The 13,779-nt window shown below is 61.1% G+C and carries 15 protein-coding genes; 9 read left to right on the forward strand and 6 right to left on the reverse strand.

Translation table 11 applies throughout. The features are described from left to right. On the forward strand, positions 1-1,119 hold a 1,119-nt coding region (locus tag HDG33_RS33135; protein WP_311548407.1), incomplete at its 5' end, for a DUF6402 family protein. A 3-nt stretch (positions 1,120-1,122) separates the two neighbouring features. Further along, on the forward strand, positions 1,123-1,506 hold the full coding sequence (locus HDG33_RS33140; protein WP_184039535.1) for a hypothetical protein: 384 nt from the start codon (positions 1,123-1,125) through the stop codon (positions 1,504-1,506). Positions 1,507-1,694: 188 nt separating this feature from the next. Here the strand turns inward: HDG33_RS33140 and HDG33_RS33145 are convergent, their stop codons facing one another. After that, positions 1,695-1,970, reverse strand: a complete 276-nt coding sequence (locus HDG33_RS33145) for a hypothetical protein (protein WP_184039538.1) — start codon at positions 1,968-1,970, stop codon at positions 1,695-1,697. After that, a complete protein-coding gene (locus HDG33_RS33150) occupies positions 1,967-2,398 on the reverse strand; it encodes a DUF2778 domain-containing protein (protein ID WP_260330670.1) in 432 nt (143 codons plus the stop codon). The genes HDG33_RS33145 and HDG33_RS33150 overlap by 4 nt, the downstream gene beginning before the upstream one ends. A 331-nt stretch (positions 2,399-2,729) precedes the next feature. Here HDG33_RS33150 and coxB point away from each other — a divergent pair, with 331 nt between their 5' ends. Genes coxB through HDG33_RS33175 form a run of 5 tightly spaced genes read left to right on the forward strand, consistent with a single transcriptional unit; the run spans position 2,730 to position 8,240 of the window. Further along, positions 2,730-3,830, forward strand: a complete 1,101-nt coding sequence (coxB, locus tag HDG33_RS33155; protein WP_409259118.1) for a cytochrome c oxidase subunit II — start codon at positions 2,730-2,732, stop codon at positions 3,828-3,830. A gap of 28 nt (positions 3,831-3,858) precedes the next feature. Beyond that, positions 3,859-5,856, forward strand: a complete 1,998-nt coding sequence (gene ctaD, locus HDG33_RS33160) for a cytochrome c oxidase subunit I (protein ID WP_184039541.1) — start codon at positions 3,859-3,861, stop codon at positions 5,854-5,856. Position 5,857: 1 nt separating this feature from the next. After that, the gene (locus tag HDG33_RS33165) at positions 5,858-6,499 is read left to right on the forward strand and encodes a cytochrome c oxidase subunit 3 (RefSeq protein ID WP_090810416.1); all 642 of its coding nucleotides are present in this window, start codon (positions 5,858-5,860) and stop codon (positions 6,497-6,499) included. Next, a complete protein-coding gene (locus HDG33_RS33170; RefSeq protein WP_184039544.1) occupies positions 6,496-6,912 on the forward strand; it encodes a hypothetical protein in 417 nt (138 codons plus the stop codon). The genes HDG33_RS33165 and HDG33_RS33170 overlap by 4 nt, the downstream gene beginning before the upstream one ends. Further along, positions 6,912-8,240 carry a cytochrome c gene (locus HDG33_RS33175; protein WP_184039547.1) on the forward strand — a complete coding sequence of 443 codons (1,329 nt, stop codon included), beginning with the start codon at positions 6,912-6,914 and terminating at the stop codon, positions 8,238-8,240. The genes HDG33_RS33170 and HDG33_RS33175 overlap by 1 nt, the downstream gene beginning before the upstream one ends. A gap of 16 nt (positions 8,241-8,256) precedes the next feature. Here the strand turns inward: HDG33_RS33175 and HDG33_RS33180 are convergent, their stop codons facing one another. Then, positions 8,257-8,661, reverse strand: coding sequence for a Fis family transcriptional regulator (locus tag HDG33_RS33180; RefSeq protein WP_184039550.1), 405 nt, complete (start codon positions 8,659-8,661; stop codon positions 8,257-8,259). Positions 8,662-8,834: 173 nt separating this feature from the next. Continuing rightward, the gene (locus HDG33_RS33185) at positions 8,835-9,575 is read right to left on the reverse strand and encodes a 3-ketoacyl-ACP reductase (protein WP_090809155.1); all 741 of its coding nucleotides are present in this window, start codon (positions 9,573-9,575) and stop codon (positions 8,835-8,837) included. A gap of 377 nt (positions 9,576-9,952) precedes the next feature. Here HDG33_RS33185 and HDG33_RS33190 point away from each other — a divergent pair, with 377 nt between their 5' ends. Then, positions 9,953-11,653: a Na/Pi cotransporter family protein gene (locus HDG33_RS33190; RefSeq protein ID WP_184039553.1), complete on the forward strand. Its 1,701-nt coding sequence runs from the start codon at positions 9,953-9,955 to the stop codon at positions 11,651-11,653. Positions 11,654-11,982: 329 nt separating this feature from the next. Then, positions 11,983-12,255 carry a hypothetical protein gene (locus HDG33_RS33195; protein ID WP_084754487.1) on the forward strand — a complete coding sequence of 91 codons (273 nt, stop codon included), beginning with the start codon at positions 11,983-11,985 and terminating at the stop codon, positions 12,253-12,255. 264 nt (positions 12,256-12,519) lie between these two features. Here HDG33_RS33195 and HDG33_RS33200 read toward each other — a convergent pair whose 3' ends face one another. Together HDG33_RS33200 and HDG33_RS33205 are read right to left on the reverse strand one after the other, a co-directional pair. Beyond that, on the reverse strand, positions 12,520-12,921 hold the full coding sequence (locus HDG33_RS33200) for a DUF3597 domain-containing protein (protein WP_090809158.1): 402 nt from the start codon (positions 12,919-12,921) through the stop codon (positions 12,520-12,522). Positions 12,922-13,139: 218 nt separating this feature from the next. Next, positions 13,140-13,754, reverse strand: coding sequence for a hypothetical protein (locus HDG33_RS33205; RefSeq protein ID WP_184039556.1), 615 nt, complete (start codon positions 13,752-13,754; stop codon positions 13,140-13,142). Positions 13,755-13,779: the final 25 nt, after the last annotated feature.

Here is a 13,779-nt window from a genome sequence, read left to right on the forward strand (position 1 = left end):
TCCATTCCTCGTCCGAAACATCTGTCGGGTATGGCTTGCGTTCTATCATCCCGCCAGGTTACCAGGTCTGACAGAAAGTGCCTAACACGCTCTAGGCCGCCGGCGCCTGCTCAGCGGGGAAATCTGCCGGATGACAACGGCAAAAACGCGCAGGCCTTGTCGCGTTCTAAGACCCAGTTGAGCAAGCCCGAAGTACCGCGGTCGCCTGAACCGCCTCGACTGACGAAGCGTGCAACGACCGTGCCTCCGTTTGACATCCAGGACATCCCGGCCGCGATGCGCAAAGAGATGATGCCGGTCGGTGCAAAACTGATGGACCGATGGTTCGCAGGAGAACTCAACTATTCGAGGTCTGAGGACGATCAGAAAAACGAGATCAACCAGGACGGCAAGCCGTATCCAGACAGCATGTATGACCACGGCATAATCAAAATGAAATGGGTCCTTGGATTCAGACGCGCCAGAGAGCAGTACGAAGATCTTGTCAACGAGAGGATTTACAGTTCAAAGGCGGCTAGCGCAGTTCGGCAAATAGTTGCACGTTACACGTCATTCGGTCGTATGTATCTGAGCGCGTGGGGTATCTGTCGCCATGATATTCGGATACTGCACAAAGATTTCCAGTTTCAGTATGTGACCGTAGATGGCACTTTCGAGCAAAAAGCAAAAACGGCCTTGCGCCAATCGACTGCTCATGCGCCCGATGATCTGACTGCAGCGCTCGGTTCCTTCGTGATCAATGCAGCTATTTCGGAGATCGAATACGACTTTCAGAAAAGAATCGGCGTGATCGAGAAAATCGTCGTTTATGTGAAGGATAGCTACTCCTTTCAGGGTGAGTTGGACACCACGTCGCAATACCTGGGACATTGGAGCAGGCGAGGCGTGGCAATTTCGGCCGCCACCGAACTGGCGAACCTGGCGGGTTCACCCTGGATAGATTTTCCTGTCGTGATTGGCCCAATACAAACGTTGTCGAATCCGGGTAAGGTCTATTATCCGATCAGAAACAGGGATTTCAGACAGTGGCAACGGAAGCACAATCGCGGAGGTGATTTCATCGTCTACTCTGATTTCAATACAATTCGTCTCCAGCGGCCGATCGTCGTGCATTTTTGATCAATGAATAGCTTCAGGAGCAAGGCGTTGCGATCGGTTCTCGCCAGGGTGTTCATCGTAACGATGAGTGTGATTATCGCGCTCGGGGCGGTCCAGTATCGTTCCGCTGTCACGCAAATGAAAGGAGCCAAATTTCACGATCAGAAATCAGATGACGGGAAATACATCGCGCGGTATGCATATCTGCCCCGAGACCGGATCGCCTTGAGGCTGTACCGCGCAACTGCGGCGGAATTGCTCGCCGAGCGAGTTTATCGATATCCGGAGCGAATCCGGCTGTTCTGGACAGAGGACTCTCTGATATACGACACATCGGCGGAAGGCGACGACGGAGAAATTGAGCTACCGCCGTCATGGTGGGACCGTGCTAAGGCAAAACTGCCTTGAAGAATTTTCTCAGTCTACGAGTGCAAGAAGCCTTGCCGAAAGCGCGAGGCGTCGGCAATGGCAAGACACGGTTTTTAAGGCTGGGCGACCGGACGTGCAAGCGGAGCTAGCCGAGCGAAGCCCGCTGGGCGGCGGGCTTCGGGCGAATCTTTCGGTGCTGACGCAGCGACTATTTCCACCGGAGATGGCTAGTCGCCAACTTTTCGCTGACCGCGCTTCATGCTCCACCGGAAAACCAGCACGGCTGCGACGAACCCTAGCACGATAGCGGCCGATGACATGAAGAACGCCAAGTCGGATTCCTGATATGCCGTCGTGACCCCGTACATGCGACCCGCCCATTTCCATATTGGATTTGAAAAGTTCAACGGCGCTTCTGGATTCATCATCCACCACAGCGCATTGACTAAGATTGCGAACAGTAAGTTGAGGCCGACCGAGAGGCAGATTAGGAGTTTTTTCATCTCACAATCACCTCACCGTACGCTTTAAATCCCGATCCAGGCACGGATATTTTCGGCGTGTTGGTAAATATTGAACGGATATGATGCCGGTCTGCGAGTTGATCGATGGTTATGCAGCCCTCGCTTTTCCCCAACCTTCCCTTAGGATGCAATCGGAATTGGCCACGAATGATGCCGTCGCATAAGAGTTTGTCGTCGTCAATATCGCTGTCGATAGCGTACAGCGCGAACCATTCGCTCTTGTTATTGCCATTCAGATTGAGCCGATCTTTCCATGGGCCGAGAGCGCCTCCGGACCTTCTATCAAAAATGTAATACCTGCCCACGGGAATAGCACCATACGTCGGCGTGCACATTCCAGCCGCTTTATTGATCTTTATTGATATAACTCCCCTGCCCAGAGTATGCGGGAAACGATAGAGCGCCAATCCGAAATTCGCTCATTGGCTTGCCATTCAATTCGAACGAGCATTGAAACATCAATCCTCCAGATCGACCGATAAGAGTGAATTAATAGATAATCAAGTTGTGGCGAGCGCGCATTTTAAAGGCGATTTATTTTGAGAAGGCCAATATCAAAATAAAATCTTGCGGCAACAATCCACGCCTATGCAACGACTCGTTTACGCATTCCCATAACCGAGCGAATGCACCCTTCTGTTGACATGCCGCAGTCAACGCGAACCTCCCCCGCACCCGCGCCATACGCGGCCTGATTTTTGCTGACCTGCTTGGGCGTCGCTTCGTTCGCAGGGGACGATGCGTGTTGAAAGCTCATCACTATCAGCGGGGTCCTCAGTGGCAGCAGCGGAAGCATCCAGAACGTCAGGCCGGCGCGTCACGCGCGGCAGCGTCACGTTGTTACCGGCGCTGGCTATCGGTCTCGCCAACTCCGCACACGCGAACACGGTGGCGCCGCTGAACTACGTCCTGCACGCGGCTGGCCCGGCGGCTCGTCCGACGCTGTACCTCGGCTGGGTTTTCACCGCGATCGTGACGCTGGTCACGCTGATCGTCGCTGGCCTGTTGATCGGCGCGATGGTCCGCAAGCGTCCCGCGGCGCAACCGGATGCGCTGAGCGCCGAGCCCGGCGGCATCCGCTGGGTGTTCATCGGCACCGCGGTGTCGTCGGTCGTGCTGTTGGCGATGCTGGTCTATGCATTGATCACGCTCGAATCGGTGGCGTCGCCCGCGTCGTATCCGCAATTGACGATCACCGTGACCGCTTACGACTGGTGGTGGAAAGCCGATTACCGCGACGATCCGAACCCCGCCCGCAACTTCAGCACGGCGAACGAGATTCATATTCCAGTCGGTGAGCCGGTGAAGATCGAACTCAAAAGCGCGGACGTCGTGCACGCATTCTGGGTACCGCAACTCGCGGGCAAGACGCAGACGATTCCAGGCCAAACCAACGAGCAGTGGCTGCAGGCGGACCGTCCCGGTATCTATCGTGGGCAGTGCTCGCAGTTCTGCGGCGCGCAGCACGCGCATATGGCGTTCGAAGTGATCGCGCAGGACGCCGCGGCGTTCAACGCGTGGCGCGACGCGCAGGGACGCGCGGCCACCGTGCCCACGGGCGACGCGGCCGTCGCGGCCGGCCAGCATCTGTTCGAGGAGCGCTGCGCGGGTTGCCACACGATTCGCGGCACCAAGGCGACTGGCGTGCAGGCGCCCGATCTGACGCATCTCGGTTCGCGTCGCACGATCGCGGCAGGCGCGCTCAGCAACACGCCCGACCACCTGCTCGACTGGATCGAGCACGCCCAGCGGATCAAACCCGATGCATTGATGCCCAGTATTGCGCTGACCACCAGCGAGGCCGCCGCGTTGTCGGCGTATCTCGCGACGCTGCATTGAAGCGCATCGCACTCGAGGAGCCCATTCAATGTCCGATCATCCCGCTTCCGCTTCGCTACCCGCGCTGACCCGCACGCCGCGGCGCGGCCGTGTCGAGCCCGGCAGCGAGCAGGAAAAGCGGCTGCGCGAAATCTGGGAGTCGCGGCCCGGCTGGCGCGGCTGGTTCTCGACGGTCGATCACAAGACCATCGGCTTGCGCTACCTGGTGACCGCGTTCATCTTTCTGCTGATGGGCGGCGTCGAAGCGCTGATCATGCGCGTTCAACTGGCGCGCCCCAACGCAACAGTGCTGACGCCCGAACAGTACAACCAGCTGTTCACGATGCACGGACTGACGATGATCTTTCTGTACGCGCTGCCCGTTCTGTCCGGCTTCTCGAACTATCTATGGCCGCTCGTGCTCGGCGCGCGCGACATGGCCTTTCCGCGCCTGAACGCGCTGTCGTATTGGGTGTTCCTGTTCGCCGGCATCTTCCTGTATGCGAGTTTTCCGACGGGACAGGCCCCCGACGCCGGCTGGTTCAACTACGTGCCGCTGTCCGGCCTCGAGTACAGCAACGGCCCGAATATCGACGTGTACGCGCTGGGCATGGTGCTGCTGGGCATTTCGACGACGGTCGGCGCGATGAACTTCGTCGTCACGCTGCTGAGGATGCGCGCGCCGGGCATGTCGCTCGATCGCGTGCCGGTGCTCGTGTGGGGCACGCTGACCGCGTCGGCCGGCAATCTGTTGGCGGTGCCGTCGGTGAGCCTCGCGTTTCTGATGCTGTGGATGGACCGCCGCATCGGCACGCATTTCTTCGACGTGCTCAATAGCGGGCGGCCGCTGCTCTGGCAGCACCTGTTCTGGATTTTCGCGCACCCGTGGGTCTACGTGGTCGTGTTGCCCGCCATGGGGATCGTGTCGGATGCGTTGCCGGTCTTTTGCCGCCGGCCGCTGGTCGGTTATGGGCCGGTCGCGTTGGCGACGGTCGCGACGATGGTGGTCGGCTTTGCCGTGTGGATTCACCATATGTTCGCGACCGGTATCCCCGCGCTCGCGCTGTCGTTCTTCGGCTCGGCCAGCATGGTCATCGCGGTGCCGAGCGCGGTCGCGACGTTCGCCTGGGTCGCGACGATCTGGACCGGTCGCCCCGTGTATCGCGTGCCGTTCCTGTTTTTCGCGGGCTTCGTGCTGCTGTTCGTGATCGGCGGCGTCTCCGGCGTGATGACGGCCGCGGTGCCGTTCGACTGGCAACTCACCGACACGTACTTCGTCGTCGCGCATCTGCACTACGTGCTGCTTGGCATCAACGTATTTCCGGTGATCGGCGGCATCTACTTCTGGTTTCCAAAATTCACCGGCAGGATGACGAACGAGCGTCTCGGCAAGCTCGCGTTCTGGGTGCTCTTCATCGGCTTCAACGTCGCGTTCTTTCCGATGCATATCGCGGGACTGCTCGGCATGCCGCGCCGCATTTACACGTATCCCGCCGACATGGGCTGGAACACGGTGAACCTCGTCACGTCGCTCGGTTCGTTCCTGTTTGCGGCCGGTGTGCTGCTGTTTCTGATCGATATCGCGGTGAGCCTGAAGCGCGGCAAGCTCGCCGGCAACAATCCGTGGGACGCGCCGACGCTCGAATGGTCGATCAGCTCGCCGCCGCCGCCGTACAACTTCGCGGTGGTGCCGACGCTCGCGAGCCGGCATCCGTTGTGGGAAGGCCGGATCGAAGAGCCGGGCGACGCGGTTCAAACACGCTCGCAACTCGACGAAGGCTATCTGCTCGCGCAAGGTCGCGAAGCGTTGGGCACGACCGCGCTCGAGGCGAGTCCCGACGTGATCCTGAAGATGCCCGAAGATTCGTACGCGCCGTTCTGGCTCGCGGTCTTTGCCGCGCTACTGTTCGCGGGGCTCGCGCTGACCGCCTGGGTGTTCGTGGGGGCGATGCTGGCCGGCTGCGCGGTCTCGATCATCACGTGGCTGTGGCCCGAGCGCGCGCTGATCCAGCGCGAGCCGGTCGCGGTCGAGGATGCGGGAGGCTGACATGAGCGATGCACTGGATCTCAATCGCTCGTCGAGCGAACCGGACGAGACCGCGCGTGCGTTGCCGGTTGGCAGCGCGGGCGAGCGATCGAGCGGCTGGTGGGGCTGCTTCACGCTGATCACGACCGAAGGCGCGCTGTTCGGCTATCTGATCTTCTCGTATCTGTATCTGGCCTCGCAAAGCCAGCAGCATTGGCCGCCGGAAGGATTGCCGAAGCTCGGGCTCGGCAGCGCGAATACGGTCATTCTTCTATCGAGCAGCGTGTTCGTCTGGTTCTGCGAGCGCTGCGTGCGTCGGCGGCGATTGCGGCTCGGTGTCGCGTCGATGGCGGTGGGCATCGTGCTGGGCTGCATCTTCTTGGGCATTCAGTTGCGCGAATGGCACAACCACCCGTATGGGCTGACCTCGCATCTCTATGGTTCGCTGTACTTCACGATTACCGGCTTTCACATGGCGCACGTACTGGTCGGGATCGTCGTGCTGACGCTGCTGGCGATCTGGACCGCGCTCGGATATTTCGACGACAAGCGTTGCGCGGCGCTGTCGGTCGGTGGGCTGTATTGGCACTTCGTCGATGTCGTCTGGCTGTTCATTTTCAGCACGCTGTATCTGACGCCGTATCTGTTCCGGGAGTGGTCATGACGACAGCGCCCAGAGACTCGCACATCTCGATGCCCTACGTGCTGATCGGTCTGCTCGCGGCGCCGTTCGCGTGGCTGTTGCAGATGATGCTCGCGGAAGCGCTCGCGGCGCAGGCCTGCTATCCGTACAACCATCCGCTCGGCGCGCCGCTCGTGTCGTGGATGCGTCCGGCGCTCGTCGCGCTCGGCACCGTGTGTCTGATCGCGGGCGCGTTCGGCACGTGGGTCGCGTGGCGCAATTTGCGCCGCGTCGCGCCACTGAAGTTCGGTGCGCTGAACGGCGAGAGCCGCACGCGTGCCGAACTCGACTGGTTTCTGACGCACGTCGCGGTGATGTGCAGCACGCTGTTTCTGTTCGCATTGATCGCAACGGATGCCGCGGTCGCGATCGTGTCGCCGTGCAGGTGGTGGTGATGAAGCGCGACGTTCTCAACGCGGTCAGGTTCGCCATCGCGGCCGCATGCCCGCTGACGATAGCCGCGACCGCAAACGCCGCCAGCGCCTCCACCGACGCCGCGCAGGTCGCGCGCGGCGCATATCTCGCCAAAGCCGCCGATTGCGCCGGTTGCCACACCGCCGCGCCGCGCGTGCCGCATCCGGGGGCGGCGCCTGAAGCAACGCCGCCGTTTGCCGGCGGCCTCGGCATGGGTTCGCCGTTCGGCACGATCTATACGTCGAACATCACGCCGGATCCGCAATACGGCATCGGCCGCTATAGCTATGACGACTTCGCACGCGCGTTGCGCGAGGGCATCGCGCCCGGGGGCAAGCGGCTTTATCCGGCGATGCCGTACCCGTCGTTCGCGAAGATCACCGATGACGACATGCATGCCCTCTACGCATACTTCATGCACGGCGTGCAACCGGTCGCGGCGCCTGTCCCGCAAACGCGCTTGCCGTTTCCATTCAATCAGCGCTGGGTATTGATGTTCTGGGACTGGGCATTCGCGCCGAAAGGCCAGTTCAAAGCCGATGCGAAACGCGATGCGCAATGGAATCGCGGCGCGTATCTGGTGCAATCGCTCGGCCATTGCGGCGCCTGCCACACGCCGCGCGGACCGGCGTACGAAGAGCGCGGCTATGACGAGTCGGCATCGGCCTATCTGACGGGAGGCACCAACGATCATTGGTTCGCGCCGAACCTGAGCGCCGACCCGGGCTCGGGGCTCGGCCGCAGTTCCGCGACCGACATCGTCGAGTTCCTTCGCAACGGCCACGGCGGTGGACTCATCCCGTTCGGCAGCATGGTTCAGGTCGTCGAAGACAGCACGCAGTACCTGAACGACGACGATCTCGCGGCGATCGCCGCGTATTTGAAGAGCCTGCCGCCGCGCGCGCCAAGCGGCTATTTCAACGCCCGCTCCGCCGCCGCGCAGCAAACCGTACGGGCGCTGAAAACCGGGGATGTGGAAAGACCCGGCGCGGGCATTTACGCATCGTATTGCGCGCGCTGTCATCAGATGGATGGGGCGGGGGTGCCGAACAAGTATCCGCGCCTCGCGGGCAACCCCGCGGTGTTGTCGGCGTCGAGCGCGTCATTGGTGCGCTTGCTGGTCGAAGGCGGGGGCAGTCCGCATACCGAGTCGGGACCGGAGCCGCGCAAGATGCCGTCTTTCGCCGGCAAGCTGACGGACACCGAAATGGCCCGCGTGCTCACGTTTGTTCGGACCACATGGGGAAATACGGCCGGACCGGTCACGCGAAACGATGTGTCGAGCGTGCGCGGCGCATTGCGCAAGTAAATGCCAACGCGCCTCGTCATGCGGTGTTCTCGTTACCGTCGCAGTGGCCATTGGCGGCGCTGAACAGCGTCTTCAGCTTCGCATTGACCGCGATCAACTCCCGTACTGGCGCCGCCGCGAGTTGCTGATCGAAGAGCGTGAGAACCTGGCCGAGTAGCGCGTAGGCGTCGTGATCGACCACGCAGAGGCCCGTTTCGAGTCCCGCCTGCCGGCAGCGCAGAATCACGTCCTCCGCGTCGCGAAACAGCTCGGGTACGGCCGAACCATAGCCGCGCTGATTCAGCAGCATCGCCATGTAAATGGCCTGTGCCATGCTGCCGACGTGATATTGATTGGCGACGCCGCTGCGTAATGCCTCGAGCGTCATGTGATAGTTGAGCGAAATTTCGCCTGCCTTGGCAGGTACGATCGGGCGCAGCATAGCCTTCGGGTGCGTGCGCGGCGACTTCGCGGGTGCAGCGCGAGCAGGGCTCGCTTTTCTGGTCATAAGCTCACTGAGGCGGCCGGCTCGCGCCGGCCGCTACACCATCACGGAACCTGACAACGTCCATAACGGAAAACGGCTGCGCCGGGCGCGACGCGGCGCCGTTCCCGTTAGCCCATATGCAGACCGCCGTTCAGCGAGAAATCCGCCCCGGTCGCAAAGCCCGCTTGATCCGACGCGATCCACGCGACGATCGACGCAATCTCTTCCGGCGTGCCGAGACGCCGTACCGGAATTGTCGCGACGATTTTTTCCAGTACTTCCGGACGGATGGCCTTGACCATGTCGGTGCCGATATAGCCCGGCGACACGGTGTTGACCGTCACGCCCTTGGTCGCCACTTCCTGCGCGAGTGACATCGTAAAGCCATGAATGCCCGCCTTGGCCGTGGAGTAGTTGGTTTGCCCGAACTGGCCTTTCTGGCCGTTGACCGACGAGATGTTGATGATGCGCCCAAAGCCTCGGCCGACCATGCCCTCGATGACCTGTTTGGTCACGTTGAACAGGCTCGTGAGATTGGTGTCGATCACCGCTTCCCAGTCTTCGAACGTCATCTTGCGGAACATGCCGTCGCGCGTGATGCCCGCGTTGTTGACGAGCACGTCGACTTCACCAACTTCTTTCCTGACCTTCTCGAACGCTTTCGCGGTGGACTCCCAATCCGCGACGTTGCCTTCCGATGCGACGAAGTTATAGCCGAGCGCTTTCTGATCTTCCAGCCATCGGGCTTTGCGCGCCGAGTTCGGGCCGCAGCCCGCGATGACGGTGTAGTTCTCTTTGTGCAAGCGCTGGCAAATGGCGGTTCCGATACCGCCCATGCCGCCGGTTACGTATGCAACACGGTTTGCCATAAGTCCTCCTTCTTGTTTGGGTGAGTTGAGCAAGTTTGATTGGAGGATGGACCTATTATTGGCAGCGGCCAATGGCTGGGACGATGGGCATTTTCACCTACGGGTTAACTGCCAAATCAGGGATGGAATCGTTGCTTGACGGGGCAATGAATTACGTCGATTGCGGGTTGCATGCTTTGCGAACTCCGGGGTCGCTCGAGACTGCCGGACGCCCTCCCGTCCTTGCCTGCGCGCCGTCTTCCTCTTACCCTTAGCGTTAGCCTTAAGTACCTGCCCCGGACACCGTGCGGCAGACTGCCTGCACGGTCGTCGATGCGGGGCGCGAAGCCGTCCCTCGCTCCCGCGTCTATTCGTGTGATCATCAGAGGCACATCAGGATGACTGATTATCTTGCTGACATCGATCCCGACAGGTTGAACTTCCTTGGGATCTTCGGGCTGTTGATTGGCGGCCTCGCGCTGTTTCTTCTCGGTCTGGAGTTCTTGACCGGCGGCCTGAAGGCGATCGCGGGATCGAAACTGCAGTCGCTGATCGGCGTGCTGACCGCAAGCCGGTTTCGCGGCGTGGTGGCGGGCGCCGTCGTGACCGCGCTGCTGAATTCGTCGACCATCACGACGGTGCTGCTGGTCGGTTTCGTGTCCGCCGGCCTGATGACGTTGACCCAGGCGGTGCCGATGATCATGGGCGCGAACATCGGCTCGACCGTCACCGCGCAGATCATCGCCTTCGACGTTTCGCGTCTGACGCCGTACATGCTGTCGATCGGCTTCGTGCTGCACGCGTTTGCCCCGCGCGAGCTGCTGCGGCAGATCGGACGCGTCGTAATGGGGCTAGGACTGCTGTTCATGGGCATCCAGCTGATGGGCGAGTCCACGCATCCGCTGCGCACCTATCAGCCTTTCATCGACGCGATGCAGGACATGCGCAATCCGCTCGTCGGCGTCATCGTGGGGGCGGTCTTCACCGCGGTTGTGCAAAGCTCGGCGGCGACGCTCGCGGTCGTGATTGCGTTGAGCGGCCAGGGCTTGATGCCGCTCGAAGCCGCCATCACGCTGATTCTCGGCGCGAATGTCGGCACCTGCGGCACGGCACTGCTCGCCTCGATCGGCAAGCCACCGGAAGCGTTGCAGGTCGGCGTCGTGCATCTGATCTTCAATGTGCTCGGCGTCGTGATTGCGCTCTTCCTGATTCCGCAGATGGCGGAGGTCGTGCGCTGGATATCGCCGTCGCATTTGGAACTGCAAGGGCTTGCACGCCTCGCGGCCGAGGCGCCGCGTCAGGTAGCCAATGTGCATACCCTGTTCAGCGTGGCGAACACGCTGCTGCTGATCTGGTTTGCCGGTCCGATCGCGCGGCTCGCGCAACTGGTCGTGCCGAAGCGCGCGAAGGCCGCCAAACCCGCGGGTGATCCGCAGTATCTCGACGAGACGTCGCTGGCGGTGCCGGCGCTTGCACTGCAACGCGTGCGTATCGAGCTGACCCGGCTCGGCGCGCAGGTGCTCGACGTTGTGCAACGCGGCTCGCAAATGGTGTCGACCGGCACGATGGAAGAGATCAATCAGATGCTCGATCAGGACAAGGAAAGCGACCGGCTGGCCTTCGAGATTCTTCAATATATCGGCCGCCTGTCGCAGCGGCAGCACTCGGAGGAAGAAGGTCAGCAGGTGGTCGGCTACACGCAGGTCACGAGTCATCTGGAGAGCATCAGCGGCATTGTCGGCATGACGCTGATGACGGTCGGACAACAACGAATGACGCAGCAGATCGATCTGCTGCGTCTGCGCGATGCGGCGACCACGCAGTTTTCCGAGGCGGTGATCCGCAATCTCGAGCAGGCGATCCGCACGATCGGGACGCGCGATCCGGAAGAGGTCGCGAAGGTCGTCGACGCGAAGGCCGGCATCGACAAGCTCGCCGCGACCGCGCGTCAGGTCGTGCTCGCGAAGCTTCAGCTGGCGGACAAGGCGGACGTGGTCACGTTCCGGATCGCCATGGATCTGATCGAGCAGGGCCGGCAGATCGCGCAGTTCGCGCGGGCCATTGCGAAAAATGTGGCAGCGCTTCAAGAGCTGCAATAACGCGCGACGGATGATTGGAGATCGATATATTCGCGCAAAGTGATCGCCAGCACACGGACGTTGGGGTTGCACGAGCTCTAAACTTGTGGCGTGTCATCCTCGTGACACGCTTTCAAAGAGAGTGGGATTGCCCGCCTTTGCTGCGCGGGCTTTTTTCGCCTCGCGCGTGTTGTGGTATCAGTAGTCAAGGCGCGGCGGTGAAGTCGATCGTGCGACGACCCACGGTAGCTCGCACAATAAGCAACGCCTGAAGCGATTTAACACACGCCGCATCCACAATTTGATAGCCTTTGTCGCAGCAGAGCATTGAACTCAAGGAGGGCTTCACCATGATAAGGTGGCTTGCTAACTGGGCTTCACAACATGCTCCTACTCCCGAGAAACAGGCCGAACGCGCGCTGAACAACTTGCGCATGGAACTGTTTCAGGCCGAACAGCTCGTGCTCGACGCACAGCTGCGTGCCGATTACTATCGGGCTCGCCTGACCTTCCTCGAAGAAGTCACGAGAAAGGGAATCGAACAGGTATCGGACGAACGCAAGGCTCCTCTGGAGTCTCCCCAGCCGTTGCGGCCGGGACTCAAGCTCACCGCGGCGCAATAGCCGCGTCTATTCCATCGCAATGGGTTCCGTCACCCGCGTTTCGATACGTGGGCTGATGGCAATCGTGCTGTCGCGGGCGCGTGCAGTGCGCGCTCTCGATAGTCGATTGTGCGAGCATTGATTGCCGAGCGGAGAAGTTTCCGGTTGCCCGGTTTCGTGCTTCGACCGGGCAACCTGGACTGAGTCTTTGATTTTTACTGCGTGATTTTTACTGCGCGACTTCCACTGCGCTTCGCTTACTGCGAAACGCCTGCTTCGTCCTGCTTAACTTGCCAGATCGGGCGGCAGCTTGCCGCCGTTTGCCGCGAGCGCCTGCATCACCTGCTTGTGCAGCCAGATGTTCATGCTCGCGGAGTCGTTCATGTCCCCGCTGTACTTCAATTCCTGCGCAAGTTGCTTGCGGTGTTCGAGACTGCTGTCGACGCCGAGTGCCTTCATCGTGTCGACAATCGACGTACGCCAGTTCAACGTCTGTCCGCTTTCGCTGACGAGTTGATCCATCACGGCGGCCACGTCGACGTCGGTCAGCGGCGCGGGCGCGGCGGGAGCGCTGGGCGTCGCGGCTTGCGCGGCGGCCGGGTCGGGGGTGGGTTCCGTCGCGGGGGGAGGTTGGTCCGGCTTCGCTTTGCCGAACAGCTTGTGCACGATGTCACCAAAAATACTCATTTCCGAAATCTCCGCGGTTGAATGACGAATGCGAGTGGGGGCGCTCGCAGGACATACCCCCACTATGCTACGCGATCTACCACGGTGAAAAACGTAATATTTTGTCAACCCGTCGACTGCTCGTATTGTTCCGCGCGCAATGATCCTGACACGACTTAGCCCGCGTCACGTCAACACATGACGCCGTGCGTGGCGCTATCCGAGGCCCAGGTCAGCCTTCACATCGGCGGCACCACGCCGTCCTTTTCGACCACGACGCGTTGCGCAACATAAGTCCCCTGCGACGCGGGCGTAGCGACAATGAACACCTTCTTGCCCGGCGTAAGGTCGCTGCGCTCCGCGGGCGTGAACGTGACGATGGGCACGTTGGGCGGCACCGTCACCACATTGCTGCCGCCCTTGTACGACAGCTTCAGATCTCGGCCGCTCGTGCTCTGCACGACGGTGTCGACGTTCGCGTTCGTCATCGAGCTTTTCGGGCCCAGGTCCCACGCGTAATGTCCTTCACCCGTGCCGCGCGCGGACTCGGGGAACACGACCACTTCCGTTGCCGTCAGCTTGCCGTCGGCGCCCGTGGTTGCAGCCGTGCCGATAAATGTACCCGGCTTGATATCCGATAGCTGCATCGTCTTGACAGCCGAAACGCTCGCTGCCGGCTTCACATCGATCGACACGGTATCGCCGCTGCGTCGATGGACCTTGAGCGTGTCACCGTCGTGCGACACGATTTCGCCCCGGATGCGCGCGGGGTTCGTGGCCGGCGCCTGCGCGAAAGCAGCGCTTATGAGCGCTGCGGTCATCAAGGCTGCGCCTGATTTGATGAGGAATGACATAGGAACTCCCAACTGGATGGTTGAT

It is taken from the genome of Paraburkholderia sp. Cpub6 (genome assembly GCF_014201065.1).
GTDB classification, from domain to species: domain Bacteria; phylum Pseudomonadota; class Gammaproteobacteria; order Burkholderiales; family Burkholderiaceae; genus Paraburkholderia; species Paraburkholderia tuberum.

Excerpts from the sequence above, each read along its gene's own strand:
- ctaD (WP_184039541.1), top strand. The coding sequence starts at position 3,859 with ATGTCCGATCATCCCGCTTCCGCTTCGCTACCCGCGCTGACCCGCACG.
- HDG33_RS33170 (WP_184039544.1), top strand. The coding sequence starts at position 6,496 with ATGACGACAGCGCCCAGAGACTCGCACATCTCGATGCCCTACGTGCTG.
- HDG33_RS33195 (WP_084754487.1), top strand. The coding sequence starts at position 11,983 with ATGATAAGGTGGCTTGCTAACTGGGCTTCACAACATGCTCCTACTCCC.
- HDG33_RS33175 (WP_184039547.1), top strand. The coding sequence starts at position 6,912 with ATGAAGCGCGACGTTCTCAACGCGGTCAGGTTCGCCATCGCGGCCGCA.
- HDG33_RS33140 (WP_184039535.1), top strand. The coding sequence starts at position 1,123 with ATGAATAGCTTCAGGAGCAAGGCGTTGCGATCGGTTCTCGCCAGGGTG.
- HDG33_RS33200 (WP_090809158.1), bottom strand. The coding sequence starts at position 12,921 with ATGAGTATTTTTGGTGACATCGTGCACAAGCTGTTCGGCAAAGCGAAG.
- HDG33_RS33180 (WP_184039550.1), bottom strand. The coding sequence starts at position 8,661 with ATGCTGCGCCCGATCGTACCTGCCAAGGCAGGCGAAATTTCGCTCAAC.
- HDG33_RS33165 (WP_090810416.1), top strand. The coding sequence starts at position 5,858 with ATGAGCGATGCACTGGATCTCAATCGCTCGTCGAGCGAACCGGACGAG.
- HDG33_RS33190 (WP_184039553.1), top strand. The coding sequence starts at position 9,953 with ATGACTGATTATCTTGCTGACATCGATCCCGACAGGTTGAACTTCCTT.
- HDG33_RS33145 (WP_184039538.1), bottom strand. The coding sequence starts at position 1,970 with ATGAAAAAACTCCTAATCTGCCTCTCGGTCGGCCTCAACTTACTGTTC.
- coxB (WP_409259118.1), top strand. The coding sequence starts at position 2,730 with ATGCGTGTTGAAAGCTCATCACTATCAGCGGGGTCCTCAGTGGCAGCA.
- HDG33_RS33185 (WP_090809155.1), bottom strand. The coding sequence starts at position 9,575 with ATGGCAAACCGTGTTGCATACGTAACCGGCGGCATGGGCGGTATCGGA.
- HDG33_RS33205 (WP_184039556.1), bottom strand. The coding sequence starts at position 13,754 with ATGTCATTCCTCATCAAATCAGGCGCAGCCTTGATGACCGCAGCGCTC.